The following is a 22,483-nucleotide window of genomic DNA, read 5'->3' on the forward strand; positions in this document are numbered from 1 at the left end:
TTCAATGAGGACCACGCGTGACTTCTCCGAGATCGACGCCACGATGCTCGCCGAGGTGGGCGGAAAGGCCGCCAACCTCGGTGAGCTGACCCTGGCCGGCCTGCCCGTCCCGCCCGGCTGGGCCCTCACCACCGACGCCTACCGCCAGGTCGCCGCCGGGCTCGACCTCACCCCGGGCGACGGGCTCGCCGCGCGGGCCAGGCGGCACCTGCTCCAGGCCCCGGTGCCCGGCCCGGTGCGCGAGGCGATCATGGCGGCCTACGCGCGGCTCGGCGCGGACGTCCCGGTGGCCGTGCGCTCCTCGGCCACGGCGGAGGACCTGCCGTTCGCCAGCTTCGCCGGCCAGCAGGACAGCTTTCTCAACGTGGTGGGCGGCGAGGCGGTGCTCGACGCCGTCCGCCGCTGCTGGGCCTCGCTGTGGACCGACCGGGCCGTGGCCTACCGGGAGTCCAACGGCATCGACCACGCCGCCGTCCGGCTCGCGGTGGTCGTCCAGGTGATGGTGGACGCGCGGGTGGCCGGGGTGATGTTCACCGCCAACCCGGTGACCGGCAGGCGGCGCGAGACCGTCCTCGACGCGAGCCCCGGCCTCGGCGAGGCGGTCGTCTCCGGCGCGGTCAACCCCGACCGCTTCGTCGTCTCCGGCGGCGAGGTGCGCGAGCGGCACGCGGGCGACAAGAGGCTGGCCGTCCGGCCGCTGCCCGGCGGCGGCGTCGAACGGGTCGAGACCGCCGCCGGCGGCCTGTGCCTGACCGATGCGCAGGTGCTCGCCCTGGCCGCACTCGGCGCGCGCGTCGAGGACCACTACGGCGCGCCCCAGGACACCGAATGGGCCATCGGCCCGGACGGCACGCTCTGGCTCACCCAGGCCAGGCCGATCACCACGCTCCACCCGGTGCCCGAGCCGGCCGGTCCCGGGCTGCGCGTGCACCTGTCGCTCAACGTCGCCCAGGGCGTGATGGGGCCGTTCACGCCGATGGGGGTGTCCGCGTTCAACCTGGTCAGCTCGGGGGCGGCGGGCGTGTTCGGGCACGCGCCCGCCGACCGGCTCGACGGGCCCGCGTTCCTGTCGGAGGCGGGGCAGCGCCTGTGGCTCGACCTGACCACGCCGCTGCGCAGCCGTACCGGCCGGGCCGTCCTGACGCGGCTGATGCCCTTGGGCGAGGCGCGGGCCGCGGCCGTCGTGCGGGAGCTGGCCGACGACCCGCGGCTGTCGGTCGTCCAGAACTCGCGCCGCCCGTTCCTGCGCGGGCTGCGCCGCTTCGCGCGCCGCGTGCACGCGCCGGCGCGCGTCCGCGACGCGCTGCTCAGCCCGGCCAGGGCGCTCGCCTACGCCGCCCGCGTCGGGGCGGAACTGGACGGACGGCTCGAACCGCCGCCCGGCGCCACTCCCGCCCAGCGGCTCGACCACGCCGAACGCCTGCTCGGCGGCACGTTCCCGGCCATCGTCTCGATCATGCCGATCGTGATCACCGGCTACGCGCTGCTCGGCCTGGCCGCCCGGCTCTCCGGCACGCGGGTGGGCGACCTCCAGGACGTCCTGCGCGGCGTCCCGCACAACCCGACCACCGAGATGGACCTCGAACTGTGGGATCTGGCCACCCGCGTCGAGCCCGAGCCGTTCCGCGACCTGCCCGCGGCCGAGCTGGCCCGCCGCTACCAGGCCGGCGAGCTCCCGCCACGGGCCCAGCAGGGCCTCGCCGCGTTCCTGGCCAAGTACGGGCACCGCGGCGTGGCCGAGATCGACCTCGGCGTGCCCCGCTGGTCCGACGACCCCACCCACATCCTCGGCGTCCTGGCCAACTACCTGCGCATCGACGGCGACTCCGACCTCGCCCCCGCCGCGCTGTTCGCCAAGGGCGCGCGGGCCGCGCGGGAGGAGGTGGACCGGGTCGCCGCGCTGGCCGCGCGCAGGGGCCGGTGGCGGGGGCCCGTGGTGCGCTTCGCGCTCGGCCGCACCCGGGCCTACGCGGGGCTGCGCGAACTGCCCAAGTTCCACCTGGTCAGGGCCATCGCCGCCGTCCGGGACAGCCTGCGCGCGGTCGGCGAGCACCTCGTCCGCGCCGGCGTCCTGGACGACGCCCTCGACGTGTACTTCCTGCGCCTGGAGGAGGCCAGGGCCGCCCTGACCGGCGGCGACCTGCGCGACCTCGTGCGCGAGCGGCGGGCGGCGTACGAGCGGGAGTCGCGCCGCAGGCACGTGCCCCGGATCATGCTCTCCGACGGCACCGAGCCCGAGGCCCTGGCCGGCCCCGCCCCCGAGGGCGCGCTGACCGGCACGGCGGCCTCGGCCGGCACGGTCACCGGCGTGGCCAGGGTGGTGCTCGACCCGACCGGCGCCCACCTGGAGCCGGGCGAGATCCTGGTCTGCCCCTCGACCGACCCCGGCTGGACCCCGCTGTTCCTCACGGCCGGCGGCCTGGTGATGGAGATGGGCGGCGCCATGTCGCACGGCGCCGTGGTGGCCCGCGAGTACGGCATCCCCGCCGTCGTCGGCGTGCCCGACGCCACCCGGCGGGTCACCACGGGCCAGAAGATCACCCTCGACGGGTCCGCGGGCACCGTGACCCCGTAGGCCGGCCGGATGGTTGTCACCGCGGCGCCACCCGATCGTGGGCGGCGCCTGCCGTTAAGCCCGCGCCGCCGAGGGTAACCGGGGAGGGCATGACGTTCCCGGATGAGGCGGTCCCATGCTGGTCACAGAGCTGGTGCGCAGGGTAGGCACGACCCTTGCGCAGTCGCAAGGGCGCTTCCCCCTCTACGCCGACCCCGTGACGGGCGAATGGACCTGGTCCGAGGACGGGGACTGGTGCGGCGGCTTCTGGGGCGGCCTGCTGTCCCTGGCCGCGGTCGCCACCGGCGAGCCCGGATACGCCCGCGCGGCCGGCCAGGTCGCCGAGCGGCTGACGTCCCGCACCGACGCCCCCACCCTGCTGCGCGGCCTGCTGTTCTGGTACGGCGCCGCGCTCCCGGCCGTGCTCGCCGGCGACGAGGACCCGGGCGCCACGACCGCCGTGGCCGCCGCCCGGTCCCTGAGCATCGGCTTCGACCCGCTGGCCGGCCTGCTCCCACCCCAGGAGGACGACGTCGTCAAGTACGACTGGCCCCGGCCGGGCGCCTGCGTGGACGGCCTGCCCGGCACGGTCCCGCTGCTGGCCTTCGCCTGCGAACGCACCGGCGCCCGCGAGCTGCTGGTGATGGCCGAGTCCCACGCCCGCGCCAGCTACGCCATGTGCGTCCGCGAGGACGGCTCGGTCGCCCAGACCTCGGCCGGCGCGGTCAACGGCTCCTCGCCGGGCAGCACCTGGGCCCGCGCGCAGGCGTGGGCCATGCTGGGCCTGGCCCAGGCCGCCCACCTGTCGGCCGAGTTCATCGGGCCGGCCACCGAGGTCGCCGACTGGTACCTGGCCCACGTCCCGTCCGACCGGGTCTGCTACTGGGACTTCGACGACCCCGCCATCCCCGACGCGCCCCGCGACACCTCGGCCACCGCGATCGCCGCCGCCGCCCTGTCCAAGCTCGCGCCGCTGGCCAAGGACGGCTACCGCGAACACGCCGCCGACACCCTGGAGTCGCTGGCCCGCGACCACCTCAACGAGCACGGCGGCCTGGTGGACGGCTGCTACGACCGCCGCAAGGGCCTGGCCGCCGGCAACGAGCTCATCTGGGGCGACTACTTCCTGCTCGAAGCCGCCCTCACCCTCGACGGCACGGTCGACCCCAGCCGCGTCTAGACCACCAGCTCGGCGTAGCGGGCCTTCATCGTGGCCAGCACCTCGTCCGGGTCGGCCGCCCAGACGTCGGCGTTGAAGATCTCGACCTCGATGTCGCCCGCGTAGCCGGCGGCCAGCACGGCCCGCGTGATCGGCGCGAAGTCGATCACCCCGTCGCCCATCATCCCCCGGCCGAGCAGCACGTCCGAGGGCAGCGGGTGCAGGTAGTCGCACACCTGGTACGACGCGATCCGCCGGCCGGCCCGCGCGACGTCCTCGAACAGCCTGGGGTCCCACCACACGTGGAAGGTGTCCACGACCACCCCCACCTGCTCCTCCGGGTACGGCAGGCTCAGGTCGAGCGCCTGGCCCAGCGTGGACAGCACCGCCCGGTCCGGGCAGTAGACCGGATGCAGCGGCTCCAGCGCCAGCCGGACGCCGCGCTCACCGGCGTAGGGGGCCAGCACCGCCAGCGCCTCGGCCACCCGCTCGCGCGCACCGGCGACGTCCTTGGAGAAACCGGACGGCAGCGGCTCGCCCGGCCGCACCCCCGGCAGCCCGCCGACCACCATCACCAGGCACGCGGCGCCCAGCTCGGCCGCCTCGTCCACGGCCCGCCGGTTGTCGTCGAGCGCCCGGTCGAAGGCCCGCCGGCCCTCCTCGCCGGGCAGCCCGCCCGCCGTGAGGAAGCCACCCCGGCACAGCGAGGACACCCGCAGCCCGGCCTCGCGCACCAGCTTGACGCTGCGCGCGAGCCCCTCCTCGGCCACCTTCTCGCGCCACAGCCCGATCGCCTCCAGGCCGTGCCGCGCGCAGCCGTCCACGGCTTCGGCGACCGACCAGCGCCGGGTCGTCCACTGGTTCAGCGACAGGCTCACAGGCCGTTCACCGCCAGCAGCGCCGTCATCCTGCGCACGGCCAGCTCCTGGTCGGCCAGCAGCCCGGCCCTGTCGGCCAGCCGGAACACCTCCGACAGGTGGCGCAGCGAGCGCGCCGACTGGGCGCCGTTCACCATGGCGAACGCGTCCTGGTGGCCGTTCAGCCAGGCCAGGAAGACGATGCCGGTCTTGTAGTGGTACGTCGGCGCCTCGAAGATCTTGCGTGACAGGGCGACCGTGGGGGCCAGGATCTCGTCGTAGCGGGCCAGGTGATGGGCCGCCTCAGCACCGGTGGCCGTCTCGGCCGCGTCCAGCTCGCGCAGGGCCGCGGCGGCGGCCGGGGCGATCGCGTCGAAGATGCCGAGCAGCGCGTGCGAGCCCGACCTGATGAGCGAGGGATAGTTGAAGTCGTCGCCGGTGTAGAGGCGGACGCCCTCGGGGAGCGCGGCGCGCAGCCGTATCTCGTGCTGCTCGTCCAGCAGCGACACCTTCACGCCGTCCACCAGGGCGGCGTGGGCGTGGACCAGCTCCAGGAACGACTCCGTCGCGGCGTCCACGTCGTGCGCGCCCCAGTAGCCGGCGAGCTGCGGGTCGAACATCTCGCCCAGCCAGTGCAGGATGACCGGGCGGTCGGCCAGGCCGAGCACCTTGCCGTACACCTGGTGGTAGTCCCGCGGGCCCTCGGCCACCCCGGCGAGCTGCCGGGAGGCCATCACGATCACGCCCGCGCCGGCCGCCTGGACGGCCTCCACCTGCTCGGCGTACGCGGCGGTGATCGTGTGCAGGTCGGCGGCGCCGGGCGCGTGGTCGGTGCCCGCGCCGCAGGCCACCAGCGCCGCCGGGTCGCCGAAGGGGGAGGCCTCCTGGGCGCTGAGCCGGATCAGCTCCTCGGTCGCCGCCCAGTCCAGGCCCATGTTGCGCTGGGCGGTGTCCATGGCGTCGGCCACCCGCAGGCCGTGCGACCACAGGTGGCGGCGGAAGCGCAGCGTGGCGTCCCAGTCGACGGCGGCGGGGGAGCCCGGCGTGTTGTCGCCGAGCGGGTCGGCGACGACGTGCGCGGCCGCGTAGACGACCCTGCTCGTGGCCGGGGCGGCCGACACCGGCCAGGTCACCGGCTCGCGCAGCTCGTACGCGCCGCCCGGCAGGTCGATCCTCACAGCTGCGGCACCTCGATCCTGCGGCCCTCGGCGTTCGAGCGCAGGCCCAGCTCGGCGAGCTGCACGCCACGCGCGCCGGAGGCGAAGTCGTAGGGGAAGGGCGCGTCCTCCAGCACGTGCCGAATGAACGCCGTCCACTGGACCTTGAACCCGTTGTCGAACTCGGCGTTGTCCGGGACCTCCTGCCAGTCCTCGCGGAAGCGGGCCGTGGCCGGCAGGTCGGGGTTCCAGACCGGCTTGGGGGTGGCGGCCCGGTGCTGGAAGCGGCAGTTGCGCAGGCCCGCGACGGCGCTGCCGTGCGTGCCGTCCACCTGGAACTCGACCAGCTCGTCCCGGTTCACGCGGACCGTCCAGGAGGAGTTGATCTGAGCGATCACGTCCCCTTCGAGCTCGAAGATGCCGTACGCGGCGTCGTCCGCGGTGGCCTCGTACGCCCGGCCCTGCTCGTCCACCCGGGACGGGACGTGCGTGACGGCCTTGGCATAGACCGACCGGACCCGGCCGAACAGGTTCTCCATCACGTAGTGCCAGTGCGGGAACATGTCGAGCACGATGCCGCCGCCGTCCTGGGACCGGTAGTTCCAGGACGGGCGCTGCGCCTCCTGCCAGTCGCCCTCGAACACCCAGTAGCCGAACTCGCCGCGCACCGACAGGACGCGGCCGAAGAACCCGCCGTCGATCAGCCGCTTCAGCTTGAGCAGGCCCGGCAGGAACAGCTTGTCCTGCACGACGCCGTTCTTCACCCCCTTGGCCGCAGCGGCCTCGGCCAGCGCGACGGCCTCCTCCACAGACTCGGCCGTGGGCTTCTCGGCGTAGACGTGCTTGCCCGCCTCGATGGCCTTGAGCACGGCCTTGACGCGGGCGCTGGTGACCTGGGCGTCGAAGTAGATCAGGTTGTCGTCGTCGGCGAGGGCGGCGTCCAGGTCGGTGGTGTGGTCCGGGATCCCGTGGCGGTCCGCGATGTCGGCGATCCTGGCGGCGTTCCGGCCGACCAGCACCGGGCGCAGCCTGACGCGTTCGCCGTCGGAGAGCGTGACGCCGCCCTGCTCGTTGATGGCCAGCACGGAGCGGACGAGGTGCTGGCGATAGCCCATTCGTCCGGTGACGCCGTTCATCACGACGCCGATGGTGCGCACGCTCATGAGGATCCCTTCAGGCAGCGGGGGAGGGGAAAGCGCTTTCCCGAAACGTACGGCCGTCCCCCTCGGAGCGTCAAGTGGGAGGGCGACGACGGCGGGCGGAGGGGTGGACCCTCCGCCCGTACGCCGGCGGTGGGCTAGCTGTCGCCCCGGCCTTCGAGCCGGGCCAGCGCCTTGGCGATGGGATGGGCCGCGAGCGTGAGCTGCCACTCACGCGCCCCGAGCGCCCGCAGCCGCGCGGTCACGCTCTCGTCGGTGATCTCGGGCGGGGGTTCCCAGGTGAGCCTGCGCACCGCGTCGGGCTGGAGCAGGTTCTCCGTGGGCATGTGGTGCTCCTCGGCCAGCGCGGCCACCACGGCGCGCGCCGCCGCGAGGCGTTTGGCCGCCGCAGGGTCGCGGTCGGCCCAGCGGTTGGGCGGCGGCGGCCCGTCACCCGGGGTGCTCGGCTGGGGGAGCTGGGCGTCGGGCAGCGCCCGTGCCCGGTTGACGGCGGCCAGCCAGTCATTCATGTACCGGCGGGCGCTGCGGCCGGTGAAGGCCGAGATCTCCGTCAGCGCCTTCTTCGTGCGGGGGCCCTCAAGGGCCGCCGTGACGATCGCGGCGTCGGGCAGCACCCGGCCGGGAGCCAGGTCGCTCTCCCTGGCGATCGTGTCGCGCATGGTCCACAGCTCGCGCACGATGGCCAGCGCGCGCACGTTGCGCACCTTGTGGATGCCCGACGTACGCCGCCACGGGTCGGACCGCGGCGCCGGCGGCGGGGTGTTGAGCACGGCCGCGAACTCCTCGCGCGCCCACTCCAGCTTCCCCGACTCCGTCAGCTCCTGGTGGAGCATGTCGCGCAGCTCGACCAGCACCTCGACGTCGAGGGCCGCGTAACGCAGCCAGTCTTCGGGCAGCGGCCTGGTGGACCAGTCGGCGGCCGAGTGGCCCTTCTCCAGCCGCAGCCCGAGCACGGTCTCGACCATGGTGCCGAGCCCGACGCGTTCGTAACCGAGCAGCCGGCCGGCCAGCTCGGTGTCGAAGATCTCGCGCGGCTTGAAGCCGACCTCCATCAGGCACGGCAGGTCCTGGGACGCGGCGTGCAGCACGACCTCGGTGCCGGTCAGCGCGGCGTCGAGCGCCGACAGGTCGGGGCAGCCGACCGGGTCGACCAGCGCGGTGCCCGCGCCGGCCCGGCGGAGCTGGACCAGGTAGGCCCGGTTGCCGTAGCGGTAGCCGGAGGCGCGCTCGGCATCGACCGCCACGGGCCCGGTGCCCGCGGCGAAGGCGTCGACGACCCGCGCCAGCCCCTGCGCGTCGGCGATCACCGGCGGGATGCCTTCGCGGGGTTCGAGCAGGGGCTCAACGATGCGTTCTTCTGTCATGAGCTCACCGACCTCATGACGCTGGTGCTGTCTTGACTGGTGCCCTCACTTCGTACGGTCACTCTCCGGATCATCACGTCGGCGCGGCAGCGCGGCCACGTCGGGCGGGAGCGGCGGGATCCCCGCCGCCAGGCACATGAGGTCGCACCAGGCGGCGACGTGGCCGGTCAGATCCTCCTCGGCGGGCGACCAGGACGCACGCAACTCGAGCTCGGTCGTGACCGGGTCTTCCGCCTTGTTGCCGAAGCCCTCGGACACGGCTCTAGTCACGGTACCGCCCGCGGCGGAGTAGTCGGCTTCGTGCGCCTCCAGGGCCTCGGTCAGCCAGCTCCACACGACCGGGCCGAGCAGCGGGTCGGAGGTGATCTCCGGCTCCATGTCGGCCCGGACGTAGGCCACCAGCCGGAACGGGCCCTCCCAGCCGCGCTGGCCGTCGGGGTCGTAGAGCAGGATCAGCCGGCCGACCGCGAGCTCGTCGTCGTCGCGGTAGACCGAGGCGCCGATGGCGGCCGAGTAGGGGGCCAGCCGCTGCGGCGCGGGCAGGTCCTCGAGCTCGATCTCCGGCCTGACCTCGCACAGCCGCAGGCTCTCCGCCGCGCGGGTGAACGCGGCGGGCGGCGGTGGCTGGTCACCGAGGGTCATAGCCGAAGCGTAGGTCGAGGACGGACGGAAGGGGACCACGGGGGTGCTCATCCTTGGTGATCAAGCCGCTGCCGTAACCAGCTGGCGGACCGGTCGGGTGGTCTCGGCCGGGCCGAGCAGGATCGCGTGGCCGCATTCGGCGCAGGCCCATTCCGGGCACTCGCCCGGCCCGTGCCCGTCGAAACAGGGCGGCTGTTCGAACAGCCGCTCGCCGGCACAGGCGGCACAGCGTTCGCTGCGACGCTCCGGGGAACTCCACAACGCGGTCATCGCACCAGTCATCGAACCGGGGCCTTTCTTCGGGTCGTGGCTCCGACGTTGGCACGAGCCGCTGACAATTCCCCGCAACGCGCTCGGCGTGTCCCGAAAGTGGTCGCTGAATCGATGCCGCGCGGTGCGTTGGTGAACATTTGGTCCAGTCGAGACCGGCTCTCTGGGCGGCCATGGGGTGTGTTCGACCCGTGTGCGACGCCGCTGCCGGGCAGACCGGTAAACCTTCATCTGGCTATCTGATCATGATTTTGGGTATCCAATGCATGTTTTTCCGACACCTCGCGCCGATGTCCCGGCCGATCGGGGGCCATGGCACCCTTGGAGGGTGAATCTCGCCGACTCAGCCTTCCTGCGCGCCTGCCGCAGGCAGCCCGTCCCGCACACCCCTGTCTGGTACATGAGGCAGGCCGGGCGTTCGCTGCCCGAATACCTGAAGGTCCGCGAGGGTGTGCCGATGCTCACCGCCTGCGCGACGCCCGACCTGATCGTCGAGATCACCATGCAGCCCGTGCGCCGCTACGGCGTCGACGCGGCCATCTTCTTCAGTGACATCGTCGTCCCGCTCAAGGCCATCGGCATCGACCTCGACATCAAGCCGGGCGTCGGCCCGGTCGTCGCCGACCCGATCCGCGACGCGCGCGGCGTGGCCGCCCTGCGCCCGCTGGAGCCCGGCGACGTGCCCTACGTGACGGAGGCCGTCTCGGCGCTGGTCGGCGAGCTGGCCGGCACCCCGCTGATCGGCTTCGCCGGCGCGCCCTTCACCCTCGGGTCCTACCTGATCGAGGGCGGTCCGTCGAAGAACCACGACCTCACCAAGGCCATGATGTACGGCGAGCCGGCCCTGTGGCACTCCCTGATGGAGCGCCTGACCGACATCGTCCTGGAACACCTGCGCATCCAGATCGCGGCGGGCGCCTCGGCGATCCAGCTCTTCGACTCGTGGGTGGGCGCGGTGGCCCCGGCCGACTACCGCGAGTTCATCCTGCCCCACACCCGGCGCATCTTCGAGGGCGTCACGGGCGTGCCCCGCATCCACTTCGGCGTCGGCACCGGCGAGCTGCTCGGCGTGCTCGGCGAGGCCGGGGCCGACGTCGTGGGCGTCGACTGGCGGGTGCCGCTCGACGAGGCGGCCCGGCGCGTCGGGCCGGGCAAGGCGCTGCAGGGCAACCTCGACCCGGCGATCCTGCTCGCGCCGTGGGAGGTCGTGGAGCGCAAGGCCCGCGAGGTGCTGCGGCGTGGCGCGGCGGCCGAGGGTCACGTGTTCAACCTCGGCCACGGCGTGCTTCCCTCGACCGACCCCGACCAGCTCAAGCGCCTGACCGACCTGGTCCACGAAGCGAGCGCCTGACCGTCAGGCCGCCGACGGCCCAGGCTCGGCGGGCTCGGCCTCGGCGGGCTCCGGGGCGGCCGGGGGAGCGGGGCGGCGCGCGCGGTTGCGCCGCACCAGGAACACCGCCACGGCCAAAAGCGGCACCATGACGACCAGCCACGGCAGCAGCGCGCCGAACACGGTCAGCGCCGTCTTGGTGAACGACACCAGCGCCTCCCAGCCGGCCTTCAGCCCGCCGAGGAAGCCCGCCGGCTCCTCGGCCGGGTCCTCGACCACGGCCACCGGCCCGACCAGCCGGAGCGTCAGCGTGGCCATCGCGACCTGGGTGGCCAGCTCCTTCTGCTGGGCCTGCAACGCCTCCAGGTCCGACTCGCGGGAGTTGATCTCCCGCTCCACCTGTAGCACCTGCCCGATGGTGTCGGCCTTCTTCAGCAGCGTGCGCAACGACGCCAGCGACTCCTGGGCCGACTTCAGCCGGCTTTCGACGTCGGCGACCTGGAGGGTGACGTCCTGGGTGCCCTGGTTCATCGAGAGCTGCTTGCCCAGCTCCCTGCCCAGCCTGCCGGTCACGTCGGCGTACCGGGTGGGCGGGATCTTGAACTCCAGCAGGGCCGAGTCCTCGGTGTCGCTGGCGGTGTTGGTCTCCTCCTTCGACAGGTAGCCGCCCGCCGCCGTGACGAGCTGCTTGGCCTGCTGGGCCGCCGAGGTGACCTGTTTGGCCCGTACCGTCATGCTGCCGGTGTAGATGACCTGCCGGTCCTGCTGCTGGGCCAGTTTGACGCCGGAGACCGCGCTGTCGCCGCTCTGCCGCGCGACCCTCTTCTCAGGCGCCACCTGATCCTGTGCCTCGGGCGCGGCGAGCGCCTGCGAAGACGCCTCCGACGCGCCGGCCGCAGCCACCATGGGCTCGCCGCCGCCGGCGCCGCAGCCCGCGAGCAGCAGGGCGGCACAGGCCGAGAGCGCGATGCCTAACCGGATTCTCCTCATGCCCTCTATGACGGACGGTGGATCACCCCGGTTTGGCGACCTACGTCACGGTAGGGTCACGTGCCCCGATCAGCTGGGCGGTCTGCCGAGGCGGTAGCGTCAGGAGACGTGGAAGGCAATCGGGCGCACGTCGTCGTCATCGGCGGTGGGATCTCCGGCCTGGCGGCCGCGTGGTTCCTCCGTCAGGGTACGAGCGAGCAGGTCAAGGTGACCGTGTTGGAGGGCAGCCCCCGCCTCGGCGGCAAGCTGCACGCCTCCGAGGTCGCGGGGGTGAGCGTCGACGCCGGGGCCGAGGCCATGCTGGCCCGGCGGCCGGAGGGCGTCGAGCTGGCCAAGGCCGTCGGGCTGGAGGACGATCTCGTCTTCCCGGGCACCGCGCGGTCGGCCGTCTACTCCCGGGGCGCGCTGCGGCAGATGCCGAAGGGGCACGTCATGGGCGTGCCCGCCGACCTGGCCGAGCTGGCGAAGTCGGGCATCGTCTCGCCCGGCGGCCTGCTGCGCGTGCCGCTCGACCAGATCCTGCCGCCCACGCTGGTGCGCACCGACGTGTCCGTGGCCTCCTACATCCGGGCCCGGATGGGCGGCGAGATCGTCGAGCGCCTGGTCGAGCCGCTGCTCGGCGGCGTCTACGCCGGCCGTTCCGACATGTTGTCGCTGGAGGCGACGATGCCGCAGGTCGCGGCCGTCGCCAGGGCCGAGCGCTCGCTGCTCAACGCCGCCCGGCACATCGTCGAGGAGGCGCCCAAGAACGGCGGGCCGGTCTTCACCACGCTGCGCCAGGGGCTGGGCGGGCTGCCCGAGGCGGTGGCCAAGGCGTCCGGGGCCGACGTCAGGACCGGCGTGACCGTGCGCGAGCTCCACCGCACCGAGCACGGCTGGCGGCTGGTCGCCGGGCCGGTGCCGCAGCCGGAGGTGATCGAGGCCGACGCGGTGATCCTGGCCACGCCGGGCCCCGCCGCCGCCCGCCTGCTCAAGGACGAGGTGCCCAAGGCCGCCGCCGAGCTGGCCCGCATCGAGTACGCCAGCATGGCCGTCGTCACCCTCGCCTACCCGATCGACGCGCTCGCGCAGCCGCCCGGCGGCAGCGGCTACCTGGTGCCGCCGGTCGAGGGCCGGCCGGTCAAGGCGGTCACGTTCAGCTCGGTCAAGTGGCCCCACCTGGCCCAAGACCTGCTGGTCGTGCGCTGCTCGGTCGGCAGGATCGGCGAGGAGCACCTGCTCCAGCGCGACGACGCCGAGCTGGTGTCGCTGGCCACGGCCGAGCTGGCCGACGTCGTGGGCGTGCGCGGCCTGCCGATCGACAGCCGGGTCACCCGCTGGGGCGGCGCGCTGCCGCAGTACAACGTGGGCCATCTCGACCGGGTGGCCCGGGTGCGCGCCGCGGTGTCGGGCGCCGCCGGGCTCGCCGTGTGCGGCGCGGCCTACGACGGCATCGGCGTCCCCGCCTGCGTCGCGACCGCCCGCACGGCCGCGGCCCGGATTCTGGACCACCTGTCGCGACAAGGAGAATGAAGGACATGACAGAGGGCGCGCCGCGGCTGAAGGCCCGCGATCTCAACCAGGTGATCCGTTACACCATGTGGTCGGTCTTCCAGGTGACCGAGCAGGTCCCGGGCAACCGGGAGAACATGGCCGACGAGGTCGAGGAGCTGCTCGGCCAGGCGGCCGGGAACGACATCGTGACCAGGGGGGTCTACGACGTCGCCGGCTTCCGTGCCGACGCCGACTACATGTTCTGGTGGCACGCGCCCACGCCCGAGGACCTCCAGGACGTCTACTCCCGGTTCCGCCGCACCGGCCTCGGCCGGCACAGCAGGCCGGTCTGGTCGGCGATGGCCCTCCACCGGCCGGCCGAGTTCAACAAGTCCCACATCCCGGCCTTCCTCGCCGAGGAGGAGCCGCGGGCGTACGTGAGCGTCTACCCGTTCGTGCGCTCCTACGAGTGGTACCTGCTGGAGGACTCCGAGCGGCGGGCGATGCTGGCCGAGCACGGCCGGATGGCCCGCGACTACCCCGACGTGCGGGCCAACACCGTGGCCTGCTTCTCGCTCAACGACTACGAGTGGATGCTGGCGTTCGAGGCCGACGAGCTCCACCGCATCGTCGACCTGATGCGCACGCTGCGCGGCGCGGAGGCCCGCCGCCACACCCGCGTGGAGATCCCGTTCTTCACGGGCGCGCGCAAGCCGGTGCAGGAGCTCGTCGCGGCCCTGCCCTAGCGGGTCAGGGCGGCCCGCAGCCGCCACGACCCCAGGGCGAGCAACGCCGCCGCGAAGAGCGCGAGCACGCCGAGCTGCGGCAGGACGTCGGCCACCGTGCCGTCCCTGCGCAGCAGCTCGGCGAAGCCGTCCAGGGCCCAGGCATGCGGCGTGAGGTGCGCGATCTGCCGCATCGGGCCGGTGAACTGGTCCAGCGGCACCATCGCGCCGCCGATCGCGGCCAGGCCCATCCCGGCCAGCACCCCCACGGACACCGCCTGCTGCGAGGTGCGCGCCACCGCGCCGAGCAACATCGCCGCGCCCCCTCCGACCAGCGAGAACGCCAGCAGCAGGGCCGCCGCGCCGACCGGGTCGCCCCAGCGCACGCCGAACAGCAGCCCCGACCCGAGCATGATGACCAGCCCCTGCGCCAGCGCCACGCCGACGCGCCCGGCGGCCTCGCCGAGCAGGATCGCCCGGCTGCCGACCGGGGCGGCGTACATCCGCCGCGACACCCCGAGCCGCCTGGTCTCGATCAGCGCCGACGCGCCGGTCAGCGAGGTGAGGAAGACGAACAGCAGGAGCTGGGACGTGGCGGCGACGTCGAAGCCGGACACCTGCACCGGCCTGACCGGCCCGGTCGTGACCGACTCGACCGTGACGCCCGGCGCGCTGATGCGCCCGATCCTGGCGACGAGGTCGGGGAATGACCCCTCGCGGACGTACGCGGCGGCGCGGGCGGCCATGGTGGCCTGCGACACCACCGACCTGACGGTCGCGCCGAGTTGCAGCGCCGCCGGCTCGTTCCTGGCCACGTACGGCAGCTCGACCGGGGTGAAGGCGGCCAGGGCGCGGTCGTAGCCGCCGGGGATGATCAGCGCGGCGGTGAGCGTGCCGCGTTCGACGCCGTCGCGGGCCTCGGCCTCGCCGCCGACCCGTACCAGCTCCAGCTCCCCGGACCTGGCCAGCGCCGCGACCAGTTCGGCGGCCAGCGGGCCGTCCCCGGCGGCGACGCCGAGGCGCGGCCTGCCCGTCCCGCCGAACGAGAGCCCGAAGACCAGGATGAGGACGATCGGGAAGACGACGACGGAGAAGATGTTCGTCCGGTCGCGTACGAGCCTGACCAGGTTGACCCAGACGATGGCTGTCACAGGCGGAACATCCTCTCCGTCCGCGACAGTGCCAGTCCGAGCGTGACGACGGCGAAGCCGAGCAGCGCCAGCACCGGCACGAGTGGCACGACGGGCGCGTTCGCGCCGTGCAGGTCGGCCAGGCCGCGCATGAACCAGCGGTGCGGCGTGACCAGGCTCAGCGTCGCCAGCGCGCCGCCGGTCTGCTGGATGGGGACGAGCACCCCGCCCAGCACGCCGAGCAGCATGGCGGCCACCGTCTCGGCGTTGCCCGCCTGCTCGGCCGTCCTGGCCACGGTCACGACCAGGGCCATCACCCCGTTGGCGGCCAGCACGCCGGCCACGATGAGCAGCCCGAGCCCGACCGGCGCCCCCCAGTCCGCGCCGAGCAGCAGCGACGAGGCGGCCAGCAGCACGGTCATGCTGACGACGCCGACCACGACCCCGGTCAGCAGCTTCGCCAGCGCGATCGTGAGCCGGGGGACCGGCGCGGCGAGCAGGCGGGCGAGCGTGCCGTCGCGGCGTTCGTCCAGGATCGAGCTGAATCCGAACTGCACGGCGAAGAACAGGAAGAACACCGCGATCCCGGCCTGGAACCCCTCGGCCAGCGTGAGCTGCCGCCGGTCGGCCGTCAGATCGGCGACCGTGACCGGCGGGGGCACCGCCGCGGCCTGCTCCGGGGTGCCCCCGCCCTTGGCCGCCAGGGCCACCTGGACGTAGCGCACGTCGGAGGCGAAGGAGTCGGCGATCGACCGGGCCACGAACGCGCCGATGCGGTCGTTCACGTCGCCGATCACCCGGATGGTGGCCTTGTGTCGGGTCTGGACGGCCTGGCTGAAGCCCGTGGGGATGACGTAGGCCGCCTGCGCCTGGCCGCCGTCCACGATCGCCCGTGCCATGGTCTCGTCGTCGGCGCCGCGCAGCCTGACCACCCCGGCCTGCTCCAGCGGGCGCAGGACGCGGCCGGTGAACGTCGTCGCGATCGGCCCCCGGTCCAGGTCCGCGACCGCGAACGTGACCGGCTGCTGGGCGTCCACGTCCCGGAAGACCACACTGAAGACGGCCGCCAGCCCGAACGGCACCACGAACGCCAGCAGCAGCAGCGACCGGTCCCTGAGCCGCTGGCGCAGGTCCTTGCCCGCGATGAGGAGAATCGTGCGCACATCAGCCTCCCGGGTCCAGGTCCGGTTCGAGCGGGAGTGTGCGGGAGGGGGTCTCGATGGTCGGGTCCGGTTCGAGCGGGAGTGTGTGCATGTCAGTCCCGTAGGGCTTTGCCGGTGAGGTGCAGGAAGACCGACTCCAGGTCCGGCTCGGCGACCTCGACCGCCCGTACGGCCACGCCCGCGTCGGCGGCCGCGGCCAGGATGCGCGGCAGCGACCTCCGGGCGTCCTCCACCGTGAGCTCGACGCGTCCCTCGCGGCCGCCGGCCTCGCGCACCCCGGGCAGCGCCGCCAGCGCGGGCAGGGCCTGGGCGGCGTCGGCGGTCAGCGTGATGCGGTCCAGCTCGCCCACCAGGCCGACCAGTTCCCTGCGGGTGCCCTCGGCCCTGATCCGGCCCAGGTCGATGATGCCGATGCGGTCGCAGAGCCGTTCGGCCTCCTCCATGTAGTGCGTGGTGTAGAGCACCCCGACCCCCTCGCCGGCCAGCGCCGCGACGCTCTCCAGGATGGCGTTGCGGCTCTGGGGGTCCACGCCGGCGGTGGGCTCGTCCAGGATGAGCAGGGGCGGCCGGTGCAGCAGGCCGACGCCGATGTTGAGCCGCCGCTTCATGCCGCCCGAGTAGTCCTTGACCCGGTCGTCGGCGCGCTCGGCCAGGCCGACGAGCTCCAGGACCTCGCCGACGCGGGTGCGGACGTCCCCTTTGCGCAGGCCGTGCAGCCGGGCGAAGAAGCGCAGGTTCTCGCGGGCGCTGAGGTCTGGGTAGAGCGCGAGGTCCTGCGGGACGTACCCGATGCGCTCCTTGCCCCAGGAGCTTCTGGTGTCGTGGATGCGGCCGGCCACGCGCACCTCGCCGCCGTCGCGTTCCAGGATGCCGGCGATCATGGAGATCGTGGTGGTCTTGCCCGCGCCGTTGGGACCGAGCAGGCCGTACGTCTCACCGGCGGCGATGGTGAAGCTGACGTCGTCGACCGCGACGAGGTCTCCGAACGTCTTGCGCAGGCTCTGACATTTCAGGATCTCGTCCTGGGCCACAGGAGCAGTGTCGTGCCGGACGGCCGGGAAGATCAAGACCAACTTGACGATCTCCCTGCATTGATCTATCCCCTTTGTCACAATCGAGGATGAATTCCCTCGGGTGGCGTGACGTCGGTGGCACGGTCCACGAGGGGGCAAGGAGGGCGGGGTGGAGCAGTCCGCGGAAGGGCCGCGCCCCGGACGGCGCCGCGCGACGGGCCGCCACGCGGCGTTACGGGAATTGGGACGCGCCGACAGCCTGACCGGCGAACAACCGACTGACCCCCGACCGACCCGCGAGCGGGCGACCAGCGAGCGGGCGACCAGCGAGCGGGCGACCAGCGAGCGGGCGGAGGTGCAGGCGGGGCGTGGGCGGCATGGACGGCGGCGGCGCGGGCGTACGGGGAAACGCGGCCTGACGGCGGGTGCGATCGCGCTGGCCGGCGGGGTCGCGCTGCTCCTCGGCCTGAACGGCGCGCTCGGTGGTACGGTGACCGCCCTGGGAGTCCAGGCCGGCGCGGAAGGCGACACGGCCCGGCAGGACCCGGCGGCCGACAGCCGTGTCCCGGCGAACGCGGGCCGGGCGCCGGCGAACGGCAAGGGCGCCGCGGACGCCCGCGAGCAGCAGAAGGGCGAGGCCCGGCTGAGCACGTCGCCCACGGACTCCGGAGGCTCCGGCGCCCCCGCCCAGACCGGCACGGCCGATCCCGCCGGGAAGCCCGGCACGGAGTCCGCCACGAAGCCGGACGCCGTCCCGGGAAAGGCCGACACCGTCCAGGGGAGGACCGACACCGGCGACGCCGAGGTGAGCGTCCCCGAAGCCGACGACCCGGCCGGTCACAAAACCGACGACTCCGCCGGTCGCAAGGACGACTCCGCCGGCCGCAAGCGCGGCGACTCGGCCGGCTTCAAGGCGGACGGGCCGTCGCGGCACACCGACCGGGAGGCCGTCGAGTACTTCCGCGCCCGTTGGGGCCCCGGCGACAAGGCGATGAAACACCTCAAGGACATCCGCACCATAGGCGGATATCTACGCATCTACACGAACCTGCCGGACTCAGCCGACAACTCGCGCACGGCCATCACGCTGTGCAAACGCGGCCTGGAATTCCTGCGGGCGAACGGCGTGAAGCGTCCGATCGTCTTCGTGCAGGCGGAGTTCGGCGAGAACGGGAACCCCGTCCTCGCCAACATCCTGGGCCCGTCCGACCGCAGTTGCCGTGTCACCTACCCCCGGCCGAACTGACCCGTGGCCGGACTAGCGCACCCGGACCCGCGTCTTCGCGCACACTTCACACCGCTGGGTCATGACACGTCCGATCGTCTCAATCGTCATCCAGCGGTGGCGAAGATGGACCCGGCCCACGAAGAGGCCCCTACCCTCCGTGGGCGATCGGTACGCTCTGTCGGTGATCGATCACCCCTTGGGTTCGAGCCGCAATGAGAGCGAGTTGATGCAGTAACGATCGTCGGTCGGCGTCGCGTAGCCCTCGCCGTGGAAGACGTGACCGAGGTGGGAGTCGCAGCTCGCGCAGCGCACCTCCGTGCGCGTCATGCCGTGACTGCGGTCCTCGATCAGCCTCACCGCCTTCGACTCCGACGGCTCGAAGAAGCTCGGCCAGCCGCAGTGCGACTCGAACTTCGTGTCGGACCGGAACAGCTCCGCGCCGCAGGCGCGGCACGAGTACACGCCCTCGGTCTTGGTGTCGACGTACTCCCCCGTGAACGGGCGCTCGGTCCCGGCCTCCCTGAGCACGTGGAACTCCTCAGGAGAAAGCCTGGCCCGCCATTCGGCCTCGCTCTTGACCACCTTGTCCATGTGTCCAGACTACGAGATCCGGCAAAAAGAGATCTCCGCAGGGTGAAGCATCCTTTCTCGGCCGAATTCGCGTCTTTGTCGGTAAGGGGGTGTCATCGCCTCCTGCCAAGGGGTGAGATCGTCCGCGGCTCGCCGTAGCGGCACAGCCCACGCCCGTGCTGGCGCCGCCGGCGACCGGAGATGGCCGGCCGGGTGGCGCGCCAGCGCCCGGAACGGCGAAGGATGATCTTAGGTCCGTCCCGTCGAGCCCCGGTCCCGCCACCGACGCGGCTCCGGGACGGGCCCACCTCTTTTGTCGGGGCGGGGGAGTAGGTTCGGTGGCATGGCATCGCCGTTCATAGAGCTCGAGGTGGGGGAGCGGACCGTCAAGGTCACCAATCCCGACAAGGTCTACTTCCCGGAGATCGGGGCGACAAAGCGGGAGCTGGTCGAATATTACGTAAGCGTCGGCGAGGGTGCCCTGCGCGCGCTCCGAGACCGGCCGACCAACATCAAGCGCCATCCCGACGGCGTCCAGACCGAGGCCATCTACCAGAAGCGCATGCCGCCCAGGCACCCCGAGTGGCTGCAGTCGGTCACGGTCACCTTCCCCAGCGGCCGCACCGCCGACTCGCTCCGGGTGACCGAGGTCGCCGCGATCGCCTACTGCGCCAACCTGGGCACGATCGACTTCCACCCCTGGCAGGTGCGGGCCGCCGACGTCGAGCACCCCGACGAGCTGCGCATCGACCTCGACCCGCAGCCTGGCCTGGAGTTCGACGCGGCGCGCCGGGCCGCCGAGCGCACCCGCGAGGTGCTCGACGAGCTGGGCATGACGGGCTTCGTCAAGACCTCGGGCAACCGCGGCGTGCACATCGCGGTGCGCATCGAGCCCCGCTGGGACTTCGTCCAGGTGCGGCATGCCGGCATCGCCCTGGCCAGGGCGGTCGAGGCGCGCGACCCGAGCCTGGTGACCACCGCCTGGTGGAAGGAGGAGCGCGGCGACCGCGTGTTCGTCGACTTCAACCAGAACGCCAGAGACCGCACGGTCGCCAGCGCCTACTCCGTCCGGGCCCGCCCGCACGCCCCCGTCTCGACCCCGCTGACCTGGGACGAGCTGGCCGACGCCGATCCGCGCGACTTCGACATCCGCACCGTCCCGGCCCGCTTCGCCAAGCTGGGCGACGTGCACGCGGCCATCGACGACCAGGCGTACTCGATCGAGCCCCTGCTGGAGATGTACGCCGCCGACGACCGCGGCGACCTGCCCTACCCGCCCAACTACCCGAAGATGCCGGGCGAGCCCAAGCGCGTCCAGCCCAGCAAGGCCAGACCCGACACAGGGGAGTGACCCGCGGCCGGCCCCTGTCGCCGAGGCAGGGTCCTGTCGCCAAGGGGGTGACGGCGAAAAGCCGGCCCCGTCGCGGAGGCCGGCCTTTTCGCGGGAGCCGGTCAGCAGGTGTCGGCTCCGTCGAAGGTACGCACGCCGCGCGGCACGCGCGAGTAGATGGTCTCGCCGGGGTCGACGGTCTGGCACGCGCCGTCGGTCCCGTGCGCCCAGATGATCTTCAGCCTGAGCCGGCCCTCGCAGTCGTTGCGGGCGTAGCCGGTCTTGGTGATGGTGCCGGTGCTCTGCCAGACGGTCACGCACGACGGCGCGTTACCGGCCGGCGCGGCGGCCCAGGCCGGCAACGTGCTGAAGGTGCAGCACGCGACGGCGAGGGTGGTGAGGGCTGCTCGGGTGGCTGGGCGCATATGCGATGTCCTTCCGTTCCAGCCTCGGCCAGGCGGCTGCCTGGGCAGGGGGCGAGGTGGAGACATAAGCGAACATCTCAGACTGGTAACGGCGGTGGCGATCGTGTCAGGGCACAGGATGAGAGCCGCAGGTCTGGGCGTGTCGCGTGTAACGTCGCGACGGCGTTCCCGAAAATATGGTCGAGTCCCCACAAAGACCTGCGCGCCTTCCGCCTGACGAAACGCTGCGAACGGCATGACGGCAGATGTCATGCGCCTCCGGCCGAACTTGTCAGGCGTTTCCCGCATCGAAACGGTCATGAACTCAAGCGCCACGCACAAGAACAGCCCGACGGCCCGCCGGCTCCTCGTCTGGGCGTCGACCGTCGCCCTGTCGGCCTCACTGGCGCCGATCCTCGCCACGGGCGCCGCCTCCGCCGCGACGGGCCGGGCGACGGACCCCTTCCGGGGCGTCGACTGGGCGCCCGTCGTGGAGCGGGCCCTCCACTGCCCCAAGCCGGGGCCGAAGGACAAGTGGTACGTCGTCCGCGCCCGCGTCGCCGCCGTCGGCGACCTCACGCGTGACGGACGGCCCGAGGCCGTCGTGGTCTCGTCCTGCCCGAGCCCCACGGCGGGCAACCCGATGATCGCCTTCGTCTACGACGGCGCCTCCAAGCGCTCGGCCCCGCGGCTGATCGGCGAGCTGGGCAAGAACCGCTACTTCAAGACCCAAAGCGTCACCATCCAGCAGGGCCAGGTGCGCCTGAGCGGCAAGGTGCTCAGCGACCGGGCTCCCCGATGCTGCCCCGACCTGCTCGTCCGCCAGACCTACAAGTGGACCGGCAAGGCGTTCCAGCGGACGTCCGAGAAGCTGACCCGCATCTCCTGACGTGCGGCCCGCGCCGGGCGTGAGAGCCGCACGGCCGGACCCGGCGCCTGGGACGGGACCCGACGGCCCGGCCGTGCGGCGGCACAAGAGGTGGGGCCGAGAGACGAAGGTAACGCGCACATCTCCCGCTGAGGGAGGAATCGGATATCTGATTTCCGCTCGCGGTAGAGGATTCTCCCCTCAGGTAGAAGAAATCTCATCCTGGGTGGAATCGCCGAAGCACCCGTCCAGGACGAGCCGGGACGGGTGCGGAACGCTGGTTCAGCGGCGCACGAGATGATGTGGCGCCAGCTCGCGGGTCTCGCCGCGTTCCAGGTAGACCACGCGGTCGGCCAGGCCCACCTGCTCGATGTGGTGCCGGAAGTCGTCCAGCGGCGAGCTGAAGACGCCGTAGTCGTCGAAGTGCACCGGCACCACCGTGTGCGGGTTGATCAGGTCGACCCAGGTCGCGCCCTGCTCGCCGTCCATGGTGACGAGCAGCGTGCCGAGCAGGCGGGTGCCGCCCAGGTGCACGAGGGCCAGGTCGACGTCGGGGAAGCGGCGCGGGATCGCCTCCAGGCGGCGGTCGAGCAGTGTGTCGCCGCTGATGTGCAGGCGCAGCTCCACCAGGCCCTCGGGGCCGCGGAACTCCAGCATCGTCCCGATCACCGGCGGCAGCAGCGCCTCCGCCGGGCCGGGCGCGTGCCTGGCGGGCAGGGCGGTGACGGTCACGCTGCCCTGCGGGCCGTTCAGCTCGTGCTGCTCCCACACCTCCAGGCCCGTGCTGCGGCCGAAGCCGCGGCGGCGCAACGTGCGCGCCGCCTGCCGGGTGGTGATGATCTGGGTGTCCTTGTCCAGCCCCTTCTCGGTCACCCGGTCCCAGTGGTCCCCGTGCAGGTGCGACAGCACCACCGCGTCGACGGGCGGCAGGTCCGACACGTCGATGGCCGGGTCCTTCAGCCGCCGCGAGCTCAGGCCGTAGCCCAGGTAGGCCCGCTGGCCGCGGTGCAGGAAGTTGGGATCCGTCAGCAGCGTGAAGCCGTTGTAGCGGATCAGCGTGGTCGCGTTGCCGATGAACTGCAGGCTGCCCTTCATC

21 protein-coding genes are annotated in these 22,483 nt (G+C 72.9%); 8 read left to right on the forward strand and 13 right to left on the reverse strand.

All coding sequences use genetic code 11. The features are described from left to right. Window positions 1-4 precede the first annotated feature (4 nt). Entirely contained in the window at window positions 5-2,575 is a 2,571-nt protein-coding gene (locus ABZ815_RS15405) for a PEP/pyruvate-binding domain-containing protein (RefSeq protein ID WP_357698065.1), read from the forward strand. A gap of 115 nt (window positions 2,576-2,690) precedes the next feature. Next, entirely contained in the window at window positions 2,691-3,734 is a 1,044-nt protein-coding gene (locus ABZ815_RS15410) for a hypothetical protein (protein ID WP_357698067.1), read from the forward strand. Here ABZ815_RS15410 and ABZ815_RS15415 read toward each other — a convergent pair. From ABZ815_RS15415 to ABZ815_RS15440, 6 genes are all read right to left on the reverse strand, one after another. Next, window positions 3,731-4,591, reverse strand: coding sequence for a sugar phosphate isomerase/epimerase family protein (locus tag ABZ815_RS15415; RefSeq protein WP_357698069.1), 861 nt, complete (start codon window positions 4,589-4,591; stop codon window positions 3,731-3,733). The two genes, ABZ815_RS15410 and ABZ815_RS15415, sit on opposite strands and share 4 nt — an antisense overlap. Further along, window positions 4,588-5,748, reverse strand: a complete 1,161-nt coding sequence (locus ABZ815_RS15420; protein ID WP_357698071.1) for a DUF993 family protein — start codon at window positions 5,746-5,748, stop codon at window positions 4,588-4,590. The genes ABZ815_RS15415 and ABZ815_RS15420 overlap by 4 nt, the downstream gene beginning before the upstream one ends. Then, complete coding sequence (locus ABZ815_RS15425; protein WP_357698072.1) at window positions 5,745-6,890, reverse strand: Gfo/Idh/MocA family oxidoreductase; 1,146 nt, start codon at window positions 6,888-6,890, stop codon at window positions 5,745-5,747. The genes ABZ815_RS15420 and ABZ815_RS15425 overlap by 4 nt, the downstream gene beginning before the upstream one ends. 134 nt (window positions 6,891-7,024) lie before the next feature. Next, complete coding sequence (locus ABZ815_RS15430; RefSeq protein ID WP_357698073.1) at window positions 7,025-8,251, reverse strand: ribonuclease D; 1,227 nt, start codon at window positions 8,249-8,251, stop codon at window positions 7,025-7,027. Window positions 8,252-8,296: 45 nt separating this feature from the next. Then, window positions 8,297-8,893 carry a DUF3000 domain-containing protein gene (locus tag ABZ815_RS15435; RefSeq protein ID WP_357698075.1) on the reverse strand — a complete coding sequence of 199 codons (597 nt, stop codon included), beginning with the start codon at window positions 8,891-8,893 and terminating at the stop codon, window positions 8,297-8,299. Window positions 8,894-8,953: 60 nt separating this feature from the next. Then, window positions 8,954-9,163: a hypothetical protein gene (locus ABZ815_RS15440; protein ID WP_357698077.1), complete on the reverse strand. Its 210-nt coding sequence runs from the start codon at window positions 9,161-9,163 to the stop codon at window positions 8,954-8,956. Window positions 9,164-9,563: 400 nt separating this feature from the next. On the opposite strand from ABZ815_RS15440, the gene hemE reads away from it, so the two are divergent. After that, window positions 9,564-10,514 carry a uroporphyrinogen decarboxylase gene (gene hemE / locus ABZ815_RS15445; protein WP_357698296.1) on the forward strand — a complete coding sequence of 317 codons (951 nt, stop codon included), beginning with the start codon at window positions 9,564-9,566 and terminating at the stop codon, window positions 10,512-10,514. 3 nt (window positions 10,515-10,517) lie between these two features. Here the strand turns inward: hemE and ABZ815_RS15450 are convergent, their stop codons facing one another. Continuing rightward, the gene (locus ABZ815_RS15450) at window positions 10,518-11,483 is read right to left on the reverse strand and encodes a DUF4349 domain-containing protein (RefSeq protein WP_357698079.1); all 966 of its coding nucleotides are present in this window, start codon (window positions 11,481-11,483) and stop codon (window positions 10,518-10,520) included. Between the two features lie 108 nt (window positions 11,484-11,591). Here ABZ815_RS15450 and hemG point away from each other — a divergent pair, with 108 nt between their 5' ends. Then, window positions 11,592-12,995 (forward strand): protoporphyrinogen oxidase, encoded by a 1,404-nt coding sequence (gene hemG, locus ABZ815_RS15455; protein ID WP_357698081.1) that lies wholly within the window; start codon window positions 11,592-11,594, stop codon window positions 12,993-12,995. A 5-nt stretch (window positions 12,996-13,000) separates the two neighbouring features. Beyond that, window positions 13,001-13,702: a hydrogen peroxide-dependent heme synthase gene (gene hemQ / locus ABZ815_RS15460; protein ID WP_357698298.1), complete on the forward strand. Its 702-nt coding sequence runs from the start codon at window positions 13,001-13,003 to the stop codon at window positions 13,700-13,702. Here hemQ and ABZ815_RS15465 read toward each other — a convergent pair. The 3 genes from ABZ815_RS15465 to ABZ815_RS15475 all read right to left on the reverse strand — a co-directional run bounded on the left by ABZ815_RS15465 (window position 13,699) and on the right by ABZ815_RS15475 (window position 17,047). Continuing rightward, a complete protein-coding gene (locus ABZ815_RS15465) occupies window positions 13,699-14,832 on the reverse strand; it encodes an ABC transporter permease (protein WP_357698083.1) in 1,134 nt (377 codons plus the stop codon). The two genes, hemQ and ABZ815_RS15465, sit on opposite strands and share 4 nt — an antisense overlap. Continuing rightward, on the reverse strand, window positions 14,829-15,974 hold the full coding sequence (locus ABZ815_RS15470; RefSeq protein ID WP_357698085.1) for an ABC transporter permease: 1,146 nt from the start codon (window positions 15,972-15,974) through the stop codon (window positions 14,829-14,831). Before ABZ815_RS15470 ends, ABZ815_RS15465 begins: the two co-directional genes overlap by 4 nt. 92 nt (window positions 15,975-16,066) lie before the next feature. Next, window positions 16,067-17,047: an ABC transporter ATP-binding protein gene (locus tag ABZ815_RS15475; RefSeq protein ID WP_357698087.1), complete on the reverse strand. Its 981-nt coding sequence runs from the start codon at window positions 17,045-17,047 to the stop codon at window positions 16,067-16,069. 109 nt (window positions 17,048-17,156) lie between these two features. Between ABZ815_RS15475 and ABZ815_RS15480 the strand changes: the two genes are divergently transcribed. After that, the gene (locus tag ABZ815_RS15480) at window positions 17,157-18,233 is read left to right on the forward strand and encodes a hypothetical protein (RefSeq protein ID WP_357698089.1); all 1,077 of its coding nucleotides are present in this window, start codon (window positions 17,157-17,159) and stop codon (window positions 18,231-18,233) included. 171 nt (window positions 18,234-18,404) lie between these two features. On the opposite strand, the gene msrB is transcribed toward ABZ815_RS15480, so the two are convergent. Further along, window positions 18,405-18,806 (reverse strand): peptide-methionine (R)-S-oxide reductase MsrB, encoded by a 402-nt coding sequence (gene msrB / locus ABZ815_RS15485; protein ID WP_357698091.1) that lies wholly within the window; start codon window positions 18,804-18,806, stop codon window positions 18,405-18,407. A 322-nt stretch (window positions 18,807-19,128) separates the two neighbouring features. On the opposite strand from msrB, the gene ligD reads away from it, so the two are divergent. Beyond that, a complete protein-coding gene (ligD, locus tag ABZ815_RS15490; RefSeq protein WP_357698093.1) occupies window positions 19,129-20,136 on the forward strand; it encodes a non-homologous end-joining DNA ligase in 1,008 nt (335 codons plus the stop codon). Window positions 20,137-20,237: 101 nt separating this feature from the next. On the opposite strand, the gene ABZ815_RS15495 is transcribed toward ligD, so the two are convergent. After that, complete coding sequence (locus ABZ815_RS15495; RefSeq protein WP_357698095.1) at window positions 20,238-20,540, reverse strand: hypothetical protein; 303 nt, start codon at window positions 20,538-20,540, stop codon at window positions 20,238-20,240. A 298-nt stretch (window positions 20,541-20,838) separates the two neighbouring features. Here ABZ815_RS15495 and ABZ815_RS15500 point away from each other — a divergent pair, with 298 nt between their 5' ends. Further along, the gene (locus tag ABZ815_RS15500) at window positions 20,839-21,408 is read left to right on the forward strand and encodes a hypothetical protein (protein ID WP_357698097.1); all 570 of its coding nucleotides are present in this window, start codon (window positions 20,839-20,841) and stop codon (window positions 21,406-21,408) included. A 261-nt stretch (window positions 21,409-21,669) separates the two neighbouring features. Here the strand turns inward: ABZ815_RS15500 and ABZ815_RS15505 are convergent, their stop codons facing one another. Further along, on the reverse strand, window positions 21,670-22,482 hold the full coding sequence (locus ABZ815_RS15505) for an MBL fold metallo-hydrolase (RefSeq protein ID WP_357698300.1): 813 nt from the start codon (window positions 22,480-22,482) through the stop codon (window positions 21,670-21,672). Window position 22,483: the final 1 nt, after the last annotated feature.

Source organism: Nonomuraea sp. NPDC047529 (assembly GCF_040642995.1).
Classification (GTDB): Bacteria; Actinomycetota; Actinomycetes; order Streptosporangiales; family Streptosporangiaceae; genus Nonomuraea.

Bases quoted from the DNA above. Each gene is read 5' to 3' on its own strand.
- hemQ (WP_357698298.1), top strand. From the start codon at position 13,001: ATGACAGAGGGCGCGCCGCGGCTGAAGGCCCGCGATCTCAACCAGGTG.
- hemE (WP_357698296.1), top strand. From the start codon at position 9,564: ATGAGGCAGGCCGGGCGTTCGCTGCCCGAATACCTGAAGGTCCGCGAG.
- ABZ815_RS15505 (WP_357698300.1), bottom strand. From the start codon at position 22,482: ATGAAGGGCAGCCTGCAGTTCATCGGCAACGCGACCACGCTGATCCGC.
- ABZ815_RS15450 (WP_357698079.1), bottom strand. From the start codon at position 11,483: ATGAGGAGAATCCGGTTAGGCATCGCGCTCTCGGCCTGTGCCGCCCTG.
- ligD (WP_357698093.1), top strand. From the start codon at position 19,129: ATGGCATCGCCGTTCATAGAGCTCGAGGTGGGGGAGCGGACCGTCAAG.
- ABZ815_RS15500 (WP_357698097.1), top strand. From the start codon at position 20,839: ATGAACTCAAGCGCCACGCACAAGAACAGCCCGACGGCCCGCCGGCTC.
- msrB (WP_357698091.1), bottom strand. From the start codon at position 18,806: ATGGACAAGGTGGTCAAGAGCGAGGCCGAATGGCGGGCCAGGCTTTCT.
- ABZ815_RS15495 (WP_357698095.1), bottom strand. From the start codon at position 20,540: ATGCGCCCAGCCACCCGAGCAGCCCTCACCACCCTCGCCGTCGCGTGC.
- ABZ815_RS15405 (WP_357698065.1), top strand. From the start codon at position 5: ATGAGGACCACGCGTGACTTCTCCGAGATCGACGCCACGATGCTCGCC.
- ABZ815_RS15425 (WP_357698072.1), bottom strand. From the start codon at position 6,890: ATGAGCGTGCGCACCATCGGCGTCGTGATGAACGGCGTCACCGGACGA.
- ABZ815_RS15440 (WP_357698077.1), bottom strand. From the start codon at position 9,163: ATGACCGCGTTGTGGAGTTCCCCGGAGCGTCGCAGCGAACGCTGTGCC.
- ABZ815_RS15430 (WP_357698073.1), bottom strand. From the start codon at position 8,251: ATGACAGAAGAACGCATCGTTGAGCCCCTGCTCGAACCCCGCGAAGGC.
- ABZ815_RS15410 (WP_357698067.1), top strand. From the start codon at position 2,691: ATGCTGGTCACAGAGCTGGTGCGCAGGGTAGGCACGACCCTTGCGCAG.
- ABZ815_RS15435 (WP_357698075.1), bottom strand. From the start codon at position 8,893: ATGACCCTCGGTGACCAGCCACCGCCGCCCGCCGCGTTCACCCGCGCG.